Here is a 21,477-nt window from a genome sequence, read left to right on the forward strand (position 1 = left end):
CAAAGCAAAACGGCACTTCCAAGGAGCTCCCCATCCCCCAACAGGGAGGGACCCAGCTCCAAAGGAAGTGCCGTTTTTTCCATAAAACCTCTTATCTCAACCCTTTACGCCGATTCGAAATGTCCAGCCAAACGGCAAAGACAAGAATCGAGCCCTTCACCACGTATTGCCAGAACGACTCCAGCCCCATCAGCGACATCCCGTTATCAAGCGAAGTCATCACCAACGCGCCGATCAAAGCGCCAAGCACCGTTCCTGCACCGCCCATCAGCGACGTCCCGCCGATGACGCAGGCCGCGATGGCGTCCATTTCCGCCATGTTCCCGGCGGTGATCGTCGCCGAGGCCAGGCGCGACGTCAGGACGATCGAAGCGATCGAAGCGAGCAAGCCGCTTAGCAGGAAGACGATCATCGTCTTGCGGCGGATGTTGATGCCGGACAGGCGGGCCGCTTCCCGGGTGCCGCCGATCGCGTAAATATGCCGGCCAAAGGGCGTCTTCGTGGGCAAGAAGAAGAAAAAGGCGGCCAACGCGATCACGAAAATGATCGGGAACGGAATGCCCTTGTAGGCATTCATAACGAACACAAAAGCGACGACCAGCAGGGACAGCGCAGCCATCTTGATTACGTCCACGGCAAACGGCGCCACTTCGAAGCCGTATTTCTGCCGGGAACGGCGCTTGCGCAGCGTACTCCACACAATCAGGCCGATGGCCACTACGCCGAGGATGATGCCGAACCCTTGGGCAAAGTATGCGTTACCCAGCAGCGCCAGCACCTTATCGGAGACCGGAATCGTCATCGATTCGGTCACACCCATCAGCGTGCCGCGGAAGACGAGCATGCCCCCCAGCGTCACGATAAAGGCGGGGATCATTTTATAAGCCACCAGCCAGCCCTGCAGCAAGCCCAGTACCGCACCGGCTACCAGTGTACCGATAATGACGACGATTGCCGGCAGCTCCAGCCAGTTACTGAAAATCGCGGCCAGTCCCCCGGTCAAACCCACGATCGAACCCACCGACAGGTCGATGTGCCCCGCAACGATAACCAGCACCATTCCGATCGCCAGGATCGAAGTCACGGACATTTGGGTAAAGAGGTTGGACAGGTTCCGCGCCGTCAAAAAGGTCGGGTCCAGCAGGCCAAACAGCACCCAGATCAACACCAGCGCCCCCACCATCGTATAAGCCCGTACATCCATTTTGCCGAACAAGCTGCCCCACAGCGTGGACTTCACGGCCGAGCCGTCCGTTTGTTTTCCGATTTCCTTTTGAAGCTCCATGTTTATTTCCCTCCCGTAGCGGCTTGCATGATATTTTCTTGGGTCGCATCGCGCCAGTCGAACTCCCGGACGAACCGGCCTTCGCTCATCACCAAAATCCGGTCGCTCATGCCGAGCACCTCCGGAAGCTCCGAGGAGATCATGATGATAGCCACGCCCTGGTCAACCAGCTGATTCATGAGATGATAAATCTCGTATTTCGCCCCGACGTCAATGCCGCGGGTTGGTTCGTCCATAATGAGGATTTTCGGGTCGGACATCAGCCATTTGCCAACGACCACCTTCTGCTGGTTCCCGCCGGACAACGTGCCTACCGGGGTTTCCAAAGAAGCGGTTTTTGTCTTCAAATCCTGGACATATTTCAAGCCCCAGCGAATTTCCTCGTTGTCGTTGATCACGCCCAGCTTCGAAACTTTGGCCAGGGTAGCCATCGTCGTATTCGTCTTGACGTCCATTCCCATGACCAACCCTTGGCGCTTGCGATCCTCGCTGACAAGGGCAAACCCGGCACGGATGGCGTCGGAAACCGAACGGATGCGCACCGGTTTGCCTTCGACCAGCACCTCGCCTGTCGCTTTCCCGCCGTATGCGCCAAACAGACTGCTGACCAGCTCGGTTCGCCCGGCGCCCATCAACCCGGCGATGCCGAGGATTTCGCCTTTGCGCAGCTGGAAGTTAACGTCTTTGATGACCTTCTGGTTTCGCTTTTCCGGATGCCATACGTTATAGTTCCGAACCTCCAGCACGGTATCCGATGGGCGATGTTCTACCCGCGGGTACCGTTCGGTCAGCTCGCGGCCCACCATCAGCGACACGACCTGATCGTCATCCGTCTCCTTGCGGTCCAGCGTCGCCACCGTATGCCCGTCACGAAGCACCGTAATCGAATCGGCCAGAGCAAACACCTCCGGCATTTTGTGCGAGATATAAACGCAGGACACGCCCTCGCTGCGCAGTTGATTCAGGATGCCCATGAGGATTGCCACTTCACTTTCCGTCAAAGCGGCCGTTGGTTCATCCAGGATCAGAATCTGCGTATGCTTGGACAACGCCTTGGCGATCTCCACCAGTTGCTGCTGGCCGATACCAAGGCTGCCGATTTTCGTGTCCGGGGATATATGCAGGCCAACTCGCTTCAGCCACTGGGCCGCGTTGTGGTACAGCTCATCCCATTGGATCACGCCGCGTTTCGTTGGTTCCGCCCCGAGGAAAATGTTCTCCCCCACCGTCATCTCCTTCACCAGCGCCAGCTCCTGATGAATGATGGCGATGCCGGCCTTTTCCGCATCGGTAATGTTATGGAACTGCTTCTTCTCGCCGCCGATGACGATGTCTCCGCTGTAGGTGCCGGCCGGGTACAAGCCGCTCAGCACTTTCATCAACGTCGATTTACCCGCCCCGTTCTCGCCGCAGAGCGCGTGGATTTCCCCTTTGCGCACCTTGAAGTTCACGCGGTCGAGGGCCTTTACGCCCGGAAACTCTTTGCTGATATTCACCATTTCCAATACATGCATAGGCTTAGCTCTCCTTCTTTAGCCTAAGGATCGGCGAAAAGCGCGAAACCAAGGAGACGCCGAACGCTCCCTGGTTTTCGCCGCTTCTGTCCGTTTCATTGTCCAGTTCTTCTCTATCCGTTCAAAAGCTTCACCGCTTGCTATTTATTGCTTAGGCCATTGATCCTTCGGCACGTTTTTGTACACGTCCTCCAGCTTGTGGAACCCGTCTTCAATCACGACGTTCAGGCTGTCCTTATCAACCGGAATCGGATCCAGCAGCACGGAAGGCACATCGATTTTGCCGTTGTTGACGGTTTTATCCGCGTTCACTTCCTCGCCTTTGGCGGCGGCAACAGCCATTTCCGCAGCGGTAGTGGCGATCGATTTGATCGGTTTGTAGACGGTCATCAGCTGAGTGCCTTCGGCGATCCGTTGAACGGCCGCCAAGTCAGCGTCCTGCCCGGATACCGGGATTTTGCCGGCCATGCCTTGAGCCGTTAACGCCTGAACGACCCCGCCGGCCGTGCCGTCGTTTGCGGCAACTACGCCCTGCACATCGTTGTTGTTGGCAGTCAGCGCATTTTCCATGTTCTTCAATGCTTCTTCCGGCTTCCAGTCCTTGGAGAACTGGTCATACACGATCTTGATGTCGCCTTTTTCCTCAAGCGGCTTCAACACGCTCATCGCGCCTTCTTTGAACATGTGCGCATTGTTGTCGGTGTCTGCGCCGCCGATGTATACGATATTGCCCTTCGGCGCAGCGTCGATGACGGCGCGGGCTTGGAACTCGCCGACCCGGACGTTATCGAAGGAAATGTAGTAGTCGACGTCCGAGTTTTTGATCAACCGGTCATAGGCGATTACCTTGATGCCTTCTTTATGCGCTTTTTCCACGATCGGCGCGGTCGCTTCGGCGTTGTGCGCGATGACCACCAAGACGTCCACGCCTTGCGAAATCAGCTGCTCCGCTTGGCTCAGCTGGGTCGCGTCGTCCCCGTTGGCCGCCAGCACCTTCACTTCGCCGCCGAGCTCTTCCACTTTAGCGGTGAAAAGATCCCGGTCCTTTTGCCACCGTTCCTCCTTCAGCGTGTCCATCGACATCCCGATGACGATTTTGCCGTCGTCCTTGCCTCCCGCCGCGCTGCTTGCATTGTTTTTCGTACTGCCGCTATTAGCGCTGCCGTCCGAGACAACCCCGCAACCTGCCAGGGAGGATGCCAACAAAATGGCCGCCAAGCTTAACCGTAAAAAATGACTGTGTTTTTTCACTACGCCTACGCCCCTTCTTTAAATAATCGTTTAATGATTGCGCTTACAAAATAATCTTAGCACCGCGCTCCCTCCGGCGGCCCTGCCATTGCCAGCACTTCTTTGCGCTCTCCCTGCACTCCCTTGCCTCCTGATGTAAAGGCTTTCAAAACTGCTGCTTTCACTGGATTTTTTTGTGCAAAAAAAACAAAAAAGTCCTTGTCTGGGACAAGGACTGGACTTTACAACAAGAAACGACGAACCTATTCGTTTTGCTGGCGAAATTCGCTGGGGGTGATGCCAACAGATTTCTTAAACACCCGGCTGAAGTAATTCGGGTCTTTGTAACCAACCTCATAACAGATTTCCTTCAGGCTTAAGGAGCGATCGGCGATTAAGCGCTTCGCTTCCTCGATCCGCAGCCGGGTTAAATAATCGCTGAAATTCTCCCCCGTCTGCAGCTTAAACAATTTGCTGAAATAATACGGACTTAGATTCACGTATTCCGCGGTTTGCTCCATCGAGATCTCTTCCTTGAAATGCTGACTGACGAACAGAATGGCCCGCTGCAACACGTGCGAGCGGTTCCGCTCCTTCCGCTCGCGCAGTCCATCGATCCAGCCGCCAAGCCGGCGCAACGCGCCCTCGCGCAGCGACGCCGAATCCTCGCAGGCGCTTAGATCCTCGATCAACTCCGGACCATCCCCCGCTTCTACACCGCGGCTCAAATACAGGAGAAGCCCGATCACGTCGCCGCGCAGGCGCGGGAAATGCCGAGGTTCGGCCGCCTCCAAGCGTTCGAACAGCAGAGCGAGGCGTTCGGTGGCTTCCGGCTTATCATGCCGCAGCAGCGCATCAAGCAGCTTCTTCTCCTCGTCCAGCGGAATCGCCGGACGGCCCGAGCTTTCGGTGATATCGTCATAATGCCGGACGCAGACGATATCCTGCTCCTCTGCGCAGACGCGCACCGCCTCCCGGTACGAGCGGCTTAGCCCGTCCCAACCCTCGCGGACTCCGCCGATGCCGACGGACAGCGGCAGCCCGAACCGCTCCTCTACCTGACTGCGCAACCGCTCGCCCCATTCCAGCGCGATGACCCGCTGCGTATAACCCGGCCGTCCCGGCGGAAACGGGATAAATAACGCCATTTGATGGCCGACTACAGGGCTGACGATGCAGAATAATCCCGGCTTCACCCACTGCTTAACGGCGTCGTAGATCTCCTTCTTGGCCACCTGGAAGCTGGCCCACTCCTTTGGCGTGTGTTTCGCGAACGACAGCACCATCGCATACCCTTTACGCCACTGGAGGTTTAGCAATTCCGCCAACTGATCGGCTTCGACCTCCTGCGCATATTCCAGCATCAGCATGAGCGAGAGCTCGTTCTCCGCCAGCGGCAACAGTTGGGATAACTTCTCCTGCAGCGCCAGCTGTTCATCCCGGGCTCGCTTGGCCTCTTCAGTTTCAGCGATCAGACTCTTCAGCAGGTCCAGCACTTCTTCCCGCCGCGCCGGCTTCAGCAAGTAATCCCTCACGCCAAGTGCCAGCCCTTCCTTCGCATAAGCGAAATAATCGTGGGCGGTGATCATCACGACCTTGGCCCCCGGCTGACGGGCCATAATCTCCCGCACCGCTTCCAGGCCCTGAATCCCCGGCATTTTGATATCCATAAAAATAAAATCAGGCCGCCCCTCCTCCGCCAACTGAATCGCCCGCCGCCCGTTCTCCGCTTGAAGAAAACGGAACGTATCCGGCATCGCATGCCCGATCATCATCTCCAGACCTTCCCGCTCTAAAGCTTCATCATCCGCAATCAGCAACGTATACACTTTGGTCCCCCCGTTCCCTTTCTATTCCAAGCCCGTGCGTAGCGGCAGCGTAAACCGGACGGCCGTTCCGGCGCCCTCTTCGCTATCAATGGCGATCTGCTCCTGCCCATCGAAAAATAAATGCAGCCGCTTAAACACATTATGCGTGCCCAAGCCCGTCGATTGCCCCTTGCCGCCGAACCGCGGCGCTTCCCCGCGCACCGATTGCAGCAGCTTATTCACCGTCTCGCGGCTCATGCCAACACCGTTATCGCGGATTTCGATTTCAACCAGTTCCTCCTCGCCAAGGCGAATCGCCAGCTCCAGTACGGCCCCTTCCTCCATTTGCTCAATCCCGTGCACAAAAGCATTCTCCAAAATCGGCTGCAGGGTCAAGCAAGGGATTCTCCCCTCCAGCGCGCGCTCGTCAATGTTCATCCGGAAGGCAATCCGATCGCGGAAGCGCGCCTTCTGGATGTTCATGTATTCGGTGACATGGGCCACCTCCTCGCGCAGCGGTACCGCTTGGTCGAGCTTCTGCAGATTGTAACGCAGCAGCCGCGATACGGAAACGGCCAGATCGCTTGTCTTCGAGGCCCCTTCCAGGTAAGCCAGCTTAGAAATCGAATTTAACGTGTTAAAAAGAAAATGCGGGTTGATCTGGCTTTGCAGCGTCTTCAACTCCAGCTCCTTGACCAGCCGATCCTTCTCCAAGTTGTTGATGTTCTCGGCCATCAGCTGCTGGATGTTGTCAATCATCCCGTTAAACGCCCGGCACAAAATGCTGATCTCGTCGTTGCTGTCGCTCTCCGGCGCTTTCGTGTCCATTCGCCCTTTAGAGATCTGCTTGGCAGTCGCAACCAACCGGCGGATCGGATTTGTGATGCTGCGTGACAGCCAAATCGCCAGCAGAATGCTGAAAGCCGCTGCCGTCACCACCAGCAGGATCCCCAGCTTGTTCAGATTTCCGGTCGTATCCATCATCTCTTCGTAAATCGGCTTATATTGCTCCAGCTCCAAGTCGACCAGCTCCTGCGCCTCCTCGCGGATAAAGCGCTGGGTCTGCTCCGCTTCGATGTAAGCTCCGGCCATCGTATCGGAATCCTCGTAACTGATCCGCTCGATCATCGCCTCGGACTGCTCCAGGAACGTGTCGATCAGGTTGCGGTAATTCGCGAGGGCCAGGTCGCTTCCGCCAATTGTCCGGAGCCCGTCGAGATCCGATCTCAAGGACTTGACGGCGTTCAAATGCTTAACGACTTCAGGCAGGCTTTCCTTATCCAACTGCATAATGAATCGGTTCATCGACCGCATGTTCTCTCCCACTTCGTAGGAGATTTCTTTATACAGCAGAATGCGCTTCATCATCAGGTGATAGCTCTCCTGAACACTCTTTCCGCTCTGGAACAGGAAAAAGGACACCGAACTCATCACCAGCACCAACAACGGAATAAACAGAAACAATTTGCGGCGGATGCTCATAAACTCTCGCCCTCCTCCACATTGTGCGCATTCAGCACTTTCACTTCCGTGAAGTAGGCCTTCTTCAGCGGTTGTCCCCCGAAGTGCTCATAGAGCAGCCGAACCGCCGTTTCTCCCATCAAAAAAGGCTGCTGCGCAACCGTCGCCTCAATCTCACCCTTGCGGATCGCCTCCAGCGTTTCCTTCTGATTGTCGAAGCCGATGATCGTCAGGTCGTCGCGGTTCTTGGCGGCCTGCAGCACGCCAAGGGCATCGGTCGCACTGGTGCCGACCATAATGTTGATCTCCGGATGCTTACGGAGCATATTGGCCGCCTGTTGGATCGCCTCCATATGGGAGATGTTCGAGCTGCGGACGTCCACGATCTCCAGCCCCTCGTGCTCGGCGACGATTTTCTTGAGCCCGTCCAGCCGCTGCAGTTGGTTGGCGGCCTGGTCACTGCCGATGATCACGCCGATCTTCCCGGTGCCGCCGGTCGTCTCCACGACAAGACGCCCTAGGCGCTCGCCGGCGGCCAGGTTGTCGGTGCCGACATACGCCAGCCGTTTGCTGTTTGGAGCGTCGGTGTCGATCGTCACGACGGGGATGCCGCGCCGAACCGCCTTGTCGATCACCGGCGTGAATCGCTCCTCGTTCAGCCCCTGCACGATAATCGCGTCGACGCGGGCGGCGATTGCTTTTTCCAGCAGGTTCAGCTGCTCATCCATGTTGTTGCGCACCGGCCCTGTAAACTCGATGTTGATGCCGTATTTCTCTGCCGCCTCCGCCGCGCCCTTCTCCACCATTTCCCAGTAAGGATGGTACCTCTCCTGCTCGATCAATACGATATGATAACGCGACTCCCCGCTTGCGGGCTGCCCCTGCAGCTCCTTCACGATGCTGCCGATCTTCCCGGAATAACGGGCAAAGCCGATAAATAAATAGACCAAAATCACGATGCAGATCATCAGGCCGGCCAGCCACTTTTTGTCCTTGATCATCCTGTTCACCTCATCGATTATCCTATCTTAGGGTGTAAACGGTTGCAATGAGAATTTTGAGAATCCTTGGTTCCTTTAGAACCTCGATGATTTTGGGGACCTCCTAGGTTACTCTTCAGGCCGCCTTTGCACGATGATCCCTTTCATTCAGGAGCCTCCACGGGGAGTCTGGGATGGAATAGGTGAGCCAAGGGGATAATGGTGCAAAGCCCCCGAACGACAAGGGTTCACCCCCGGCCGGCCGCCCCGCGCCCCCTCTCCCTCTCAAGCAGAACAATGCCCAAACGCCAAAAGCCCAACCCGGACTAACCGGCTTAGGCTTCGCAAATCTTACAATAATTGCATTCCAAACCAAGCAACGCACACTTTCGCCGCTTTACTCCTCGTCCGTCGCGAACCGCAGGCCGAATTGGCGTCGCGCATCCTCCATCAGCTCGGCAACGGCCAGCGAACGGGCAAACGTATTGATCTGGCTCTCCCGCTGTCCGCTCTGGATCAGCTCGATGAACTCCATCGCCTCGTAATACATCGACTCCTGCGGCTGAGAGCGCGTCAGTTCCTCGGTTGTTCCGTCGCGGTACAGGATTTTGGCTTCATAAGGCTGGTTGATCCGGTCGATCACGATCGTCCCGTTCTCCCCCTGGATTTCCGTAGGAAGATAGGAATCGGTAATTTTTGAATACATGATCACGCCGTCCATATCCGGATACCGCACGATCATGCTGCCCTCCCCATCTACGCCTGAGGATAGCATTACGGCAGAGGCCTGTACGGATTCCGGTTTACCGAAGAGCGTCACCATCGGGTAGATGCAGTAAATGCCCAGGTCCATCAAGGCGCCGTTGGAAAACGCAGGGTTAAAAGCGTTCAGCACCTTGCCTTGCTTAAACGCGTCAAACCGCGAAGAATACTGGCAATAGCTTGAAAAATAACGCCGCACCCGGCCGATTTTGTACAAATTGTCATGGACTGCCCGGAAGTTCGGCATCAGCGTTGATTTAAGCGCCTCCATCAACAGCACGTCATTGCGGCGCGCGGCCTCGATCATCCGCCTTACCTCGGCCGAGTTGGAGGCCATCGGCTTCTCACATAACACATGCTTGCCGTGATCCATCATCAGGATCGCCTGCTCTGCATGAAGCGAATTCGGGCTGGCGATGTATACGGCATCGAAGTCGGAGCTGGACGCCAGGGCCGTCAAATCGGTATAAACCTTGGGATTGCCGAACTTGGCAGCAAACTCCCTGCCCTTCTCCTCTGTCCGGGAGTAAACCGCCGTTAAGGTAAATTGCTCCGTTTCCAAAGCCGCCTGAATAAAACGCTCCGTAATCCAGTTCGTTCCAATCGTGGCGAAACGTATCAAAGTGATTTCCTCCCTTTGTTCATGGTCGCTTTACCCGTATTCTCTCATTCCCTGTCACCCTTGTCCACTTTCGAGCGCTAAAACAATCGCCTCCGCCAGGAACAACTTACTTGCGTTAGGCGCGAGAACTCATCTACAATAGATGTAATGAAATGAAACGTCATGTGAATCAAAATATTTTACCTGGAACCTAAGGTTTCGAGGCTTGAGAGAGGTGAGACTGTGATCTACGACAGCAAGTTTTTTTCCAAAAATGAAATCAAGTACATGGTCAGCGGCGACTCTATCTCCAAAGGCGTCATTTATGATGAGCAACGTCATAAATACGTCGTACTGGAGAATAATTACGTTTCGCTCTTGCAGCAAAAGCTGAAAGGCGCGGTTCACAATACCGCCCGGTTTGGCAACACGTTGATGAAGGGGCTCACGAACCTCAAGAGGGACGTGGAAAAGGATAAACCCCATATCGTGCTCATCGAATACGGCGGCAACGACTGCGATTTCAACTGGAACGAGATTGCTGAACGTCCTGACGCAGAACACAGCCCGAAAACCGACTTTAATATGTTCGAAAAGATGCTGACCGAAGCGATTCAATTCGTCAAAAGCCAACAGATCATCCCGGTTCTGATGAGCTTACCGCCGCTGAACGCCGACAAATATTTTCAATGGGTCAGCCGGAACGACCCGGAAGCGGAGAAGAACATCCTGAAATGGCTGGGAAGCGTTACGAAGATTTATTGGTGGCAGGAACGGTATAATTCGACCATCCTGAAGGTGTCGGAGATGACCAAGACCAAATTTATCGACGTGCGCGGGGCGTTTTTGGAGCATCCCGATTACACAAAATTCCTTTGCTCGGACGGGATTCACCCGAATGAAGACGGCCACCGGATCATCTGCGACAAGGTGCTGGAGTTCATTCGCAATAACTACCGCTTCTTGCTGCGTGACGGCAATGGCGGATTGGCGTTGGAGTAGACGATACGCGATGAAAAGAAAGAGACCTGAGGAATTCAGGTCTCTTTTGTGCTGCGCTGCAAATCACTCCATACTTTCTTGTTACTGTATCGTTTATCGGTGCTGATGTCCGGGCCAAACCACTCCGGGGGTACAAAGGATCGCGCTTCCTCCTCCGAGTCGAACTCGACTTCCAGCACGATAAAATCGATCTGATCATAGACATCGATCTCGACCGTTCGCTTGTCCCATACGGCAGTCACCCGTCGCTTGGTCAGAGGGATCGCCTGATGAATTCCGGTGATCTGCGCGTACAGCCCCTCCGAAATGGACACCTCCACCTCTTCTCGGGACAGGCCAAATCCTCTTTTGAAGGTATGCGTATATTGAATCTCTCCGGTACGCAAATCCTCGATCCTGCGAACCCGGAGCTCCTGATCCTCATGCAAGGCTAAATACGTTTGGTCGATCGCATGCTCCGACCGAACCTCTAGCACTCCCTCCCGAATCAGTTGCTCCGGATATGTCGGCAACAGAAACTTGCGTTCAATCTCCAGCGGCAACGAAAAAACCTCCTTCTGTTCTTTTCAGTAAAAATTCAGCATTCATTCATGGTGAATTCAGCGGTTTCTCATGCCCCATTCAGTTGTCATTCAAGCTGGATTCAGTCCCCCCAGTTACACTGGTCATATCCATTATACGAATACATACCTAGGGGGACAATCACGTGAAGCTCATCCGAGACATGAAGATTGCTTTGAAAATTCGCTTATTGGCTTATTGCCTGTTTGCTTTTCTGCTTATCATCGGCGTCGTGGGACTTCGGGAAATATCCAACGTCAACGCCAAGTTAGAAGAACTGAACAATGAGCGGCTTGTGCCGATCGTAAAGCTGGAGGACCTGAAGTCGAGCATGGCTGCGACAAGCACCTCGGCCACCAGCTATATGAATGCCTCTGATGACGAGGAACGCGCTTCGATGAAGGAGGAGATCACCGCAACCCTAACCCGGATCGAGGAAAGCTTGTCCGAATACAACGATGCTACCGACCAAGCAGCCGTGGGCAACGTATTGACCAAATACGCGGCTTATACCGAGGCGTTGGACAACTTTTTGACGGCATACCAGAACGGCATGACCGGTCCAAACGAACCGCAAACAGCAGGGGATCGCGGAGCGGCCGAGCCAGCCGCATCGGATAAGGCCGGAGATGCCCAGCCGCAAGGGGGACCGCCGGAGGAAGTAAGCGCCCTAGACGAAGCCAAAACGGAGTTGATCGACGCGATGGACGGCTGGATCAATGAACACATCAGCGAGGCGCGACAAACCTATGAGGACAGTAAAACGGTCTACCGTTCCACCTGGATCACGATGTTCATCCTGCTCGCCATTTCCGCCGCCATCACCATGGTTCTAGCGCTGTATATTGTTCGGGCCGTGGTACACCCCATTGAAAAAGTGACCTCCAAGCTGAAGGAGATTGCCGAAAGCAACGGCGATTTAACCGGGCGGATCGGCTATCGCAGCAAGGACGAGCTTGGCGTGCTTAGCCAAAGCTTTGACGCATTTATCGCCAAGCTGCAAACGATCATCGGGGAAATCATCTCCTCGACCGGCACGATGTCGTCCGCCAGTCAAATACTTAGCCGGGCTACGGGAGAAACAACCTCCTCGCTGGAAACCATCTCCGCCACGGTGCAACAGATCGCCTCTGGCACCTCGGAGAATGCCGCCGTCGCAGAGGAAACCTCCGCCAGCCTGACCGATATGGCCCGCTTCTCCGAATCGACGGCCATCTCCAGCAAACAAACGGCCGAGAAGAGTAAAGCCGTTGGCGAAGCCGCGGCCAGCGGGGCGGTTAAAATCACGGAGATCAAGGGAGCCATTACCGATATCGAATCGTCGACCCGGCTCGTGTCATCGACGATCCGCCAGCTGAGCGATTCGTCAGAGCGCATCGCCAACATGACCGAGCTTATCGCCGGTATCTCCGCCCAAACCAATCTGTTGGCGCTGAATGCGGCGATTGAAGCCGCTCGGGCCGGGGAAGCCGGCAGGGGCTTCTCCGTAGTGGCGGATGAAATCCGCAAGCTGGCCGATGAGAGCCGGATCGCCGCTCAAGAGATCGCCGATGTCGTCGCCGACAACCAGTTGAAATCCGCGGAAGCCGTCGCATCCGCCGATGAAGTGGCCGGCAAGGTGCGGGAAGGCGTGGAGAAGGCTGCGGAAGCGGGACGCAGCATCGAGCATATTCTTGGCAGTGTGCAAGAAATCATCGGCCAGATCGCCCGCATCGACGAGGATAACGACCGGCAGGCGCAAAGCACCCTGGAGATGGAGAAGGCGATCAGCAGCATTGCAATCGCGACCGAAGAAATCGCCGGGGGCACGGAGCAGATCAGTGCCGGCATCCAGCAGCAGCTTGCCACGATGAACGAAATCGACGGTACGGCCGATCAGTTGGCCGCCTCGGCGAAGAAGCTGCAGGACATGACCTCCGGCTTCACGGTGTAAGGTAGTACAGGCCGGGCACCACAAAGAAAGCCGTCTCGAGGAGTTTAAGCTCCCTGGGACGGCTTCTTTAGGTCATAATAGGAAATCTATTCGAAATTTCATATATAAAGTGGCGGGCTAGCGAAGGAAAAAGGGAATCTATTCGGTTTTTCATATAGATTTAGGATGTTTCACTCGGAAATGAGCAAATCTATATGAAATTTCATATAGATTCCCTTAGATCCACCCAAATCGTTAAAATGTATTCGATTTTTCATATACATTGGGCGCGAGAGGAGGGGTTGGGCGGCTAGTCCGCCCTGATCCAGCGTTTTGATTCTCCCGCTGATAAATAACGTGCCCGTCATGCCCGTCATGCCGTCGTGCCCGCCATGAACCTTCGCTCCCTCCTGCCCGTCGACCGATCTGCCGCTTGTCTGGATGCCTGCCTTTTTTGGTCGGCCTTACAGCCCAAGCATAAACTGAACGATCTTGTCTTGCATTCCCGGCAGCCCTTCATGGCCGAAATCCGGGAAGATCTCCAGCTTCTTCGGCGAGGAAATCGCATTGTACGCAGCAAATTGGGTCGACGGCGGACAGATCTCGTCCATCAATCCGATCCCCATCAGCACTTCCGCCTGAATGCGGCTGGCCAGATGGTGCACGTCGATGTAACCCAGCTTGGCGAACAGCTCTTCCTCCCGTTCATGCTGTGGATCAAAGCGGCGGAAGTACAGCCGCAGCTCCTCATAAGCGTTCCGGGCCAAGTCCATCTCCCAAACCCGACGATAGTCGGACAGGAACGGATAGACCGGGGCCGCCCGGCGCACGCGCGGCTCCAATGCCGCACAGGCCAAAGTGATCCCGCCGCCTTGCGACCAGCCGGTCACGCCAACGCGGTTCTCGTCCACCTCCGGTAGATCCATAACGATCCCCGTCAATTGCACGGCGTCCAGGAAAATATGGCGGAACAGCAGGTTTTGCGGATCCCCGTCTACCCCGCGGATGATGTGGCCTTGCAGCGTATTTCCGATCGTTCCGCCGACGTCCTCCGATTTACCGCCTTGTCCGCGGCAATCCATCGCAAATACGTGGAAGCCCAGCGAAGCGTACCCCAGCTTCTCAGTCCAGTCGCCGGCGTTCGCGGAATACCCGTGAAACAGGACCACGGCTGGAGCCGGTCCATCGGATTTCGCCGGGCGCACGTATTGCGCATGGATGCGCGCTCCCTTAACTCCCGTAAAATAAAGATGATAACATTCCACGCCCGGTAGCTGGTAATCGGCTTTTTCCATCCGCACCTGCGGGTCAACGGCGCGCATTTCACGCAGCGCGACCTCCCAGTAAGCGTCGAAATCCGGCAGCTTCGGGTTAATTCCTTTGTACTTGCGTAATTCGTCCAAGGGTTTGTCGATAACCGGCATTGATCTCTTCCTCTCTCCACAATAGGATCTAAATATACCGTCCGGTTGAATCACCGGGCCATCGCTCACAGTATAGCTTGACAACGCTTTCTATACAAGAGCAAGGCTCACTCGATGCGACTTTTTGTCTTGTCTTTTCGAAGCGCCTTAATCGCTTGCGATTCGGCCAGATTTAAGCTTTGCCACTCGCCCTTCGGTTGTCCTTTCGCTAAGTGATCCCAGCGTTCATGCAGACGGCGATTCAGCTCCGTGCGCGGCTGAGGATCCAACTCGGAACCCGTTTGGCGGCTGAACTTCAACAGCCCGGGCACGGCATCGGGAGACAGGCTGGCCAGGTACTCCACGTCGATCTGTCCGGTTTCCCGGTATCTTTCGATATTTTTGGACGCGATCACCCGATCCATGTTGGCGTAATTCAACGCGACGTAAGCGGCTAAGCTCACAACGATAAAGCATTTCGCCAGCGGCAAAGCCGCGAAACGGATACGCAAACCTGCACAGACCAGGAGCACGGCCAAATACAGCATAAACGCATGGGACAAAAAGCGAATGTACGTGTATCCATAGGCTTCTTCGTACAGCAGCAGTCGCGTAAACGCCGATACCAGCATCACGGCGGAGCAAGCGACCAGAATATAGAGTAAAGTGTCGTTTAACCTCCGCATTCCTTTCCCGGCCTTGCTTCCAAACGTCAGCATCACAGCCAAGATAGCGAAATTAATCGCCGACACCGCGATCAGCTCGAAGAATCCGCTGCGGGCATATTCCGCATAAGACTGATCCGCCGGCAATGCGCCTTGCCAGGCGCCAAACAAATAAGAGAACTGCAAGGACGCGAAGAGCACATACACGATATTGATCAAAATCAGGACGGTCGCGGCCACCAGCGGATCAAGCCTCGGCATCTCCACCGGGGCCTCCACCTTGTTTTCGGCGGGAACCGCCCCGCCCGTCGCCGAATCCGGCCGCGGACTTACGAAGCCCCATAAGTAACCAAACAGAAGCAAACCCAGCACCAGCACATAAATCACGCGGATAAAGCCGTCCCCAAAAGAGAAGCTGGCGTTCAGCCAATCGGGGATTCGCGATAACAGGCGATCAAAGCTGCTGTCCGCCGAGGTCAGCAGCCCTACGACGATGACCAGCAACGGAAATGCGATCAAGACGCCGAGAAGGACTTTTCCGATCGCTTGTTTCCGCCGGTCTGCGATCTTTCGGTTGGTGTAGGATCGGGCCAAATGGAATACCGTTGCCAAATGACGCAGGTTCTGCGGGAACATATGATCCAGGATATCCCCGATCAACCGCAGGTCGCTCCATGAACGTTCCCTCGGGTTTAATATGTAAGTGGTTTGCGCAAAGACGAGACAAGGGAGCACCAATACATTTAATACCTTAAAAAGAGGATTGGCATACACCGCGAAGGTAAGCGACAGCAGCAGAACCACCGCCAGCGAGAACCAGCCGAATCCCGAGATTGGCCGGCGTATTCGTTCGGGGGCCCCCCATCCGATATACAAATAAAACAAGCAGACAAACAGGGGGATGGAAATACCCAAATCATGTTCAAAAAACAGAACCTGGTGGATGGCAGCCAATCCGAAAGCCGCCGCCAGCCCCCATAGCGTTCGGATTGGGGGGATCCCGTTTCCATCGATACTCCGTTTCATTGATCCTCGATTCCTCCGTTCCTCAATCGTTTGGAGACATTTGTTTCCTTACAGCCCATTTTAAATGATAAAATAGGAAGATAAAGAGAAGAAATCGTGAGTAAAACTTCGTATTTTAGGGAGGTCGGCGAGATGAAGTTGCATCATCAGTATTTGCAACTGCATTCCCGGTTTGGCGCAAGGAACATGGATGAACATACCGGCGTTACGCTGGATGAGTTGGCGTCCGTATTGGGCTGTACCCATCGGAACGCCTTGACGGTGATTCGCCGCATGGAGCAGCTCGAATGGATCGAATGGCGGTCACAGCGGGGGCGCGGCGCACGGTCGGTTTTGCGGTTCAGAATCCCGGCGGAGGAAATTGCCGCCCAGTCGATGACCCAGGCCATTCGCCGCAAGGACGTGCGCTTGGCTATCGAGGATCTTCGCAGGCATGCCGGAGCTTCTTCGCTGCAAGGTCGGCTCCAAGGCTGGCTGCTATCCTATTTCGGGCATCATGCGGAAGTGCGGAGTGACCGGCAGATCGACTCGCTGCGTTTACCGATCCGCCAGCCCATGCAAACCATCGATCCGCTGAAGATGAATCTATTGGCCGAGTCGTTTATCGCCAGCCATGTATTCGACGGACTGATCCGCCGGGCAGGCGATACCGGAACGGTCGTCCCCGGCCTGGCTCACGCCTGGGAGAGCAATGAAGACCGGACGGTATGGACCTTCTTCCTCCGCAAAGGGGTGTTATTCCACAACGGCAGTCTGATGACCGCCGATGACGTAGCCTACACATTCGAACGACTTGCGGGCCGTTCGCGTCGGTCGCTGTATAGCTCGATTTTTCAGAGAATCAGCGATGTGGCCGTCTTAAATCTCCATACCCTCCGCATGACGCTTAAGGAACCGTGCGAGCTGTTCTTACCCAGCCTCTGTACCACCCGGGCCTCCATCGTTCCCCGCTACCTGGACCAACGGGGTGAGAGCGAATTTGGACAGCGTCCCATCGGGACTGGACCGTTTAAGGTAACGGTGTTTCAGGACAGCCTTTGCGTCCTGGAGTCCTTTCCTCATTATCACCAGGGCCAAGCCCATCTGGATCGGATCGAAATCGTCCATGTCCCTTGGGAACTGAACGAAAATCAGACGGAGGTGATCGAAGGCTTGTCCCCTTTCCACGTCATTCCCGGGCAACCCGTGTCCCCCGAAGGAACCTGGATTGAAATGCATTCGCACGTATCCGTGCGGAAATTCATCACTTGTAATACCCGAAAATCCGGCCCTTTGCAGGATCCGCAGGTCCGCGCCCAAATCATGGGAATCCTTAGCCAAGTTGTTGCCGTTGAATCAACATCGGCAGATGACCGTCTTCGTTCCCCTCGGCTTCCCCTATGCATTGCAACGATCACGCCTTATCAACCGGATGCCGACCGTGTCGCCCGGCAGCTGGAGGCCGCCGGATATGCCTGCCGGGTTCAATCCTCCTCCGTGGAGGAATTTAAAGGTGATATCCGTCTGCAAGCGGATCTGATCGTGTTCTCCCTGCTGCGTGACCAGGATGAGCAGCTGCGCCGCTACGATCTGTATCAGACCATCGCGGAGCATGTCGAGCTGCGCCGGCAATCCGACATTCAGCGGCAGCTTCGTGCGGTTGCCCGAGAACAGGACTCACGGAGGCGAGACGCCTTGCTCAGCAGAGCGGAAACGGAGATGATCACAGCGAACGAGCTGGCCATTTTATCGGAAAAACCGCTGCAAACCGCCTTCCTCCCCTCCGTTCGCGGCGTCAGCTTCAACAGTCAGGGATGGGTTGACCTGCGCAACCTCTGGTTCCCACCCAAACTATGAGCGGTTTGCGCGCCCATGGTACACTATTTCTATAGATACAGATCCTAAAAAGAACGGATAGGAGCCATACAGATGAACAACAACTACAAAATCGTCTTCTTTGATATCGACGGCACGCTGGTCAACGAGGATAAGCAGGTCCCACAGGACACGATCCAAGCCATCGCCGAATTAAAAGCGAACGGCATCGAGCCGGTCATCGCGACCGGGCGGGCACCGTATTTTTTTGAACCCATCGCCAAGCTGCTGCATATTGAATCCTTTGTCAGCCTCAACGGCGCTTACGTCGTCTACCGAGGGGAGCCGCTATTCAAGCAGACCTTGCCCCTGGAAAGCCTTCAGAAGTTGGTCGAGCTCGCCGGACGCCATCGGCATCCGCTGGTGTTTCAGGGGAATGAACGTTACTGCGCCAATGCCGACGCCCATCCGTTTATCAGAGAATCCATCGATTCCTTGAAGGTGGAGCATCCGGGATTTGATCCCGAATTTTGGAGCAAGTCGCCGGTGTATCAAGCTTTTCTGCATTGCGAGGAGCAGGATGAAGCGCTCTATGAAGGGCAATTCGAGGACTTGCGTCTGATCCGTTGGCACCCGAAAGCGATGGATGTGACGATCCGCGGCGGCTCCAAGGCGGTAGGTATCGCAGCCATGCTGGAACGCCTGGGCATCCCTCTGTCCGACGCCGTTGCCTTCGGGGATGGATTAAATGATAAAGAAATGCTGCAAGAGGTAGGCTTAGGCATCGCCATGGGGAACTCCCATCCAGACCTGCTGCCCTATGCTGATTATGTCACCGCCAGCGTGGATGAGGGCGGCATCCGCCAAGGACTGCGTCATGCGGGACTGATCTCCTGAAGCCCCTCGCAAAAAAAATTGGATAAAAAGTGAAACATCCGTCATGCTCCCTGCGTCAAAGGGTTAAACCAAACCGTATCCGGGAGGAGGGAATTGACACCTTAAGCCTCGCCGGGCGCCGCGGAACAGCGGAGAACGCCGGCGGATATGATGCGTTTAACTCACGATTGTTCCAGGAGGGACTTGCGAATGAAAACGAAAAAACGTTTATCCAAATTTCCAAAGCTGACGCTGCTGATGGTCATCGTGTTCACCCTGATGTTTGGCGGCACAGCCTCCGCCTTCAACGACATTAAGGGCGACAGAGAGCAGAAAGCGATCGAACGGCTGGAGAAGCTGGGAATTATCAAAGGCGACTATCACGGTCGCTACTACCCGGCCCAGAAGCTGACGGGCGCTGCTGCCGTCACCCTGATCGTCAAATCGCTGGACCTGAACTTCAATACGATCCGGTTCATCCAAATGCCTAAAGCCAGCGACTATTACACCAAGGTGAGCGATAAAGCCTGGTATGCCGAAGCCTTCATCATCGCGAATTACTACGGGCTCGACATTCCGAAGGACATCAACCCGGCCGCCAAGGTGACGAAGGAGCAGTTCAGCCACTGGCTCTACAAAGCGCTGAGCACAAAAGGCGACTACGCATTCACCATGCAATATTTGTCCATCAACGACGAGAAGCAAATCAGCAAAGACTATATGAGCAGCATTCAAGCTCTAATTAAAGCCAAAATCGTTACCTTGGATAAAAAGGGCAACTTTGGCCCCAAGCAGCCGGTCTCCCGCAGTGAAGCGGCAGGCATGCTCGACCGGACGCTGCAATTTATCAAAGACAACCAGCCGATCGTCGTGGATCCGGTCCCCGGCAACCTGTACGATTTCGGGCTGAGCACGGACAAAATCTCCAGCGACGTGACCAAAGTAACGATCACGGCGATGGCGCCGCACCCGGGCTACGGGCTGGAAGTGTCAAGCATCACGTTTAAGGACGACAAGGCCCTGATCGACTATCGCATTGTGGAGCCAAAGCCGGGGCAATTTTACCCGCAGGTTATTTCCGAGGTCAAGGCCGTCACGTACATTCCGACAGGATACCAGCCGGTGCTTGGCGCCCAATCGAAATAACCGCTTGATCCGAAAAAAAGAATGGACCCGTTGTCCGGCAAGCCGCCGGATGATCGAGGTCCATTCTTTTTATATAATTTTATCCTTGGGTCTCCGGAGCGCCAAACGTCCGAATCCAGCGGTAGCGATTCACCTTCACGACCGCCACGAAGCATTTCAGGATCTGGTCGGATTTGAGGCAGATAAACGTCAGCAGCGGCGATAAGCCGAACACTGCGGCACACAGGAAGGAGGAAGGAAGTACGATCAACCACATAAAAATGAAGTCGTTATATAACACGAATCTCGTATCTCCCCCGCTTCGTACGATCCCCGTTAATGCCGGCATTTGGTAAGCCGTGCCTACCGCCGTTATGGAGAGGACCGTCATAAACTGCAGCGCGAGCGCCTTGGATTCCGGGGATATGGCGTAGAAGCCCAACACCACGTCCTTAATCAAAAAGAGAACCGCCCCCGTCCCCAATCCGATGATTAAATAAAGCACCTGCAGCGTTTGGGCGTACGGTTTGATTTTCTCCGGATGCCCGGCACCGATCGTCTTTCCGATGATGACGGCCGTCGCGCTAGCCGACGCGTACGTCACAACGGACACGATTTGGAAGACCGTCGTTGCGATGCTGTTGGCGGCAATCGCCGCTCCTCCCATATGCCCCAAAATCCCGGATTGCACCGCCATGGCCATCCCCCAAAGGGCATTGGACATCAGGATCGGCGAACCCACGCTGAGGTATTGCTTAAACGTACCCCGATCAAATCGGAAGAAGTCCCGCAGCGTGAACCCGATTTTTCGGTCCACTCGCTTCAGGTACCCCACCACGATCACCAGCTCGATGATCCGGGCCGTTAACGTCGCCGCAGCCGAGCCGCGTACGCCCCAGGCCGGGAACCCCAAATGCCCGTAAATCAGCAAATAGTTCAGGCAAACGTTGATGAGCAACGTCGATACCGAAAGGATAAATCCCACTTTGACCGTTTCCACACTGCGCAGGGAAGCCAGCAGCAGATGGGTCGCCGCAAAAAAGAGATAGGAAAAGCCGATGATCCGCAAATATTCCGCCCCTTCGGCGATGACGTTCTCTTCGTTCGTAAACAAAGACAAGCACCCGTGAGGGAACAGGAACACCGCAAACCACAGCAGCAACGCAAGCGCCAGCGCAAGGCGCATCCCGATGCTGGCCACCTTCTTGATTGTGGTGATGTCTCGCGCCCCCCATGCCCGTGACGACAGAATCACCACGCCTTCCCCTACGCCCATGACGAGCATTTGCAGCAGGAACTGGAGTTGATTGGCCAGAGCAACGCCGGATAAGGCCGATTCGCTGTAACCGCCGAGCATGATGTTATCCGATAAATTGACGCCAAAGGAAATGATGTTTTGCAGCGCAATGACCCAGGTTAGTCTGAAAAAACTACGATAGAATGCCTTATCCTGCACCATAAATTTCATTTAG

16 protein-coding genes are annotated in these 21,477 nt (G+C 55.3%); 5 read left to right on the top strand and 11 right to left on the bottom strand.

The window, feature by feature from the left end; translation table 11 throughout:
• Positions 1-91: 91 nt before the first annotated feature.
• From BN3277_RS23670 to BN3277_RS23700, 7 genes are all read right to left on the bottom strand, one after another.
• Positions 92-1,285, bottom strand: coding sequence for a sugar ABC transporter permease (locus BN3277_RS23670; protein WP_187380116.1), 1,194 nt, complete (start codon positions 1,283-1,285; stop codon positions 92-94).
• 2 nt (positions 1,286-1,287) lie between these two features.
• Positions 1,288-2,799: a xylose ABC transporter ATP-binding protein gene (locus BN3277_RS23675; RefSeq protein WP_059046903.1), complete on the bottom strand. Its 1,512-nt coding sequence runs from the start codon at positions 2,797-2,799 to the stop codon at positions 1,288-1,290.
• Positions 2,800-2,943: 144 nt separating this feature from the next.
• Positions 2,944-4,050, bottom strand: coding sequence for a D-xylose ABC transporter substrate-binding protein (gene xylF, locus BN3277_RS23680; protein ID WP_059046905.1), 1,107 nt, complete (start codon positions 4,048-4,050; stop codon positions 2,944-2,946).
• A gap of 242 nt (positions 4,051-4,292) precedes the next feature.
• The gene (locus BN3277_RS23685; RefSeq protein WP_059046907.1) at positions 4,293-5,858 is read right to left on the bottom strand and encodes a helix-turn-helix domain-containing protein; all 1,566 of its coding nucleotides are present in this window, start codon (positions 5,856-5,858) and stop codon (positions 4,293-4,295) included.
• Positions 5,859-5,879: 21 nt separating this feature from the next.
• A complete protein-coding gene (locus BN3277_RS23690) occupies positions 5,880-7,319 on the bottom strand; it encodes a sensor histidine kinase (RefSeq protein WP_059046909.1) in 1,440 nt (479 codons plus the stop codon).
• Positions 7,316-8,299, bottom strand: coding sequence for a sugar-binding protein (locus BN3277_RS23695; protein ID WP_232436499.1), 984 nt, complete (start codon positions 8,297-8,299; stop codon positions 7,316-7,318). Before BN3277_RS23695 ends, BN3277_RS23690 begins: the two co-directional genes overlap by 4 nt.
• A 376-nt stretch (positions 8,300-8,675) precedes the next feature.
• Positions 8,676-9,659: a Gfo/Idh/MocA family protein gene (locus BN3277_RS23700; protein WP_059047482.1), complete on the bottom strand. Its 984-nt coding sequence runs from the start codon at positions 9,657-9,659 to the stop codon at positions 8,676-8,678.
• Positions 9,660-9,884: 225 nt separating this feature from the next.
• On the opposite strand from BN3277_RS23700, the gene BN3277_RS23705 reads away from it, so the two are divergent.
• Positions 9,885-10,643 carry an SGNH/GDSL hydrolase family protein gene (locus tag BN3277_RS23705; protein ID WP_232436500.1) on the top strand — a complete coding sequence of 253 codons (759 nt, stop codon included), beginning with the start codon at positions 9,885-9,887 and terminating at the stop codon, positions 10,641-10,643.
• Between the two features lie 35 nt (positions 10,644-10,678).
• Here the strand turns inward: BN3277_RS23705 and BN3277_RS23710 are convergent, their stop codons facing one another.
• Positions 10,679-11,185, bottom strand: coding sequence for a CYTH domain-containing protein (locus BN3277_RS23710; protein WP_059046913.1), 507 nt, complete (start codon positions 11,183-11,185; stop codon positions 10,679-10,681).
• Between the two features lie 164 nt (positions 11,186-11,349).
• Between BN3277_RS23710 and BN3277_RS23715 the strand changes: the two genes are divergently transcribed.
• Positions 11,350-13,137 carry a methyl-accepting chemotaxis protein gene (locus tag BN3277_RS23715; protein WP_059046915.1) on the top strand — a complete coding sequence of 596 codons (1,788 nt, stop codon included), beginning with the start codon at positions 11,350-11,352 and terminating at the stop codon, positions 13,135-13,137.
• 443 nt (positions 13,138-13,580) lie between these two features.
• Here BN3277_RS23715 and BN3277_RS23725 read toward each other — a convergent pair whose 3' ends face one another.
• Both BN3277_RS23725 and BN3277_RS23730 read right to left on the bottom strand, forming a co-directional pair.
• Positions 13,581-14,540, bottom strand: a complete 960-nt coding sequence (locus BN3277_RS23725) for an alpha/beta fold hydrolase (protein WP_059046919.1) — start codon at positions 14,538-14,540, stop codon at positions 13,581-13,583.
• A 107-nt stretch (positions 14,541-14,647) separates the two neighbouring features.
• Positions 14,648-16,210, bottom strand: coding sequence for a DUF4153 domain-containing protein (locus BN3277_RS23730; RefSeq protein ID WP_059046921.1), 1,563 nt, complete (start codon positions 16,208-16,210; stop codon positions 14,648-14,650).
• 132 nt (positions 16,211-16,342) lie between these two features.
• Between BN3277_RS23730 and BN3277_RS23735 the strand changes: the two genes are divergently transcribed.
• The 3 genes from BN3277_RS23735 to BN3277_RS23745 all read left to right on the top strand — a co-directional run bounded on the left by BN3277_RS23735 (position 16,343) and on the right by BN3277_RS23745 (position 20,026).
• Positions 16,343-18,046, top strand: a complete 1,704-nt coding sequence (locus BN3277_RS23735; RefSeq protein ID WP_059046923.1) for an ABC transporter substrate-binding protein — start codon at positions 16,343-16,345, stop codon at positions 18,044-18,046.
• Between the two features lie 72 nt (positions 18,047-18,118).
• Complete coding sequence (locus BN3277_RS23740; protein ID WP_059046924.1) at positions 18,119-18,901, top strand: Cof-type HAD-IIB family hydrolase; 783 nt, start codon at positions 18,119-18,121, stop codon at positions 18,899-18,901.
• A gap of 189 nt (positions 18,902-19,090) precedes the next feature.
• On the top strand, positions 19,091-20,026 hold the full coding sequence (locus tag BN3277_RS23745; protein ID WP_059046926.1) for an S-layer homology domain-containing protein: 936 nt from the start codon (positions 19,091-19,093) through the stop codon (positions 20,024-20,026).
• 79 nt (positions 20,027-20,105) lie between these two features.
• Here BN3277_RS23745 and BN3277_RS23750 read toward each other — a convergent pair whose 3' ends face one another.
• Entirely contained in the window at positions 20,106-21,473 is a 1,368-nt protein-coding gene (locus BN3277_RS23750) for an MATE family efflux transporter (protein ID WP_059046928.1), read from the bottom strand.
• Between the last annotated feature and the right edge of the window lie 4 nt (positions 21,474-21,477).

Source organism: Paenibacillus rubinfantis, assembly GCF_001486505.1.
Lineage (GTDB): Bacteria > Bacillota > Bacilli > Paenibacillales > Paenibacillaceae > Fontibacillus > Fontibacillus rubinfantis.

Coding starts and splice junctions, on each gene's coding strand:
- BN3277_RS23745 (WP_059046926.1), top strand. CDS start 19,091: ATGAAAACGAAAAAACGTTTATCCAAATTTCCAAAGCTGACGCTGCTG.
- BN3277_RS23735 (WP_059046923.1), top strand. CDS start 16,343: ATGAAGTTGCATCATCAGTATTTGCAACTGCATTCCCGGTTTGGCGCA.
- BN3277_RS23670 (WP_187380116.1), bottom strand. CDS start 1,285: ATGGAGCTTCAAAAGGAAATCGGAAAACAAACGGACGGCTCGGCCGTG.
- BN3277_RS23695 (WP_232436499.1), bottom strand. CDS start 8,299: ATGATCAAGGACAAAAAGTGGCTGGCCGGCCTGATGATCTGCATCGTG.
- BN3277_RS23730 (WP_059046921.1), bottom strand. CDS start 16,210: ATGAAACGGAGTATCGATGGAAACGGGATCCCCCCAATCCGAACGCTA.
- BN3277_RS23725 (WP_059046919.1), bottom strand. CDS start 14,540: ATGCCGGTTATCGACAAACCCTTGGACGAATTACGCAAGTACAAAGGA.
- BN3277_RS23675 (WP_059046903.1), bottom strand. CDS start 2,799: ATGCATGTATTGGAAATGGTGAATATCAGCAAAGAGTTTCCGGGCGTA.
- BN3277_RS23750 (WP_059046928.1), bottom strand. CDS start 21,473: ATGAAATTTATGGTGCAGGATAAGGCATTCTATCGTAGTTTTTTCAGA.
- BN3277_RS23740 (WP_059046924.1), top strand. CDS start 18,119: ATGAACAACAACTACAAAATCGTCTTCTTTGATATCGACGGCACGCTG.
- BN3277_RS23690 (WP_059046909.1), bottom strand. CDS start 7,319: ATGAGCATCCGCCGCAAATTGTTTCTGTTTATTCCGTTGTTGGTGCTG.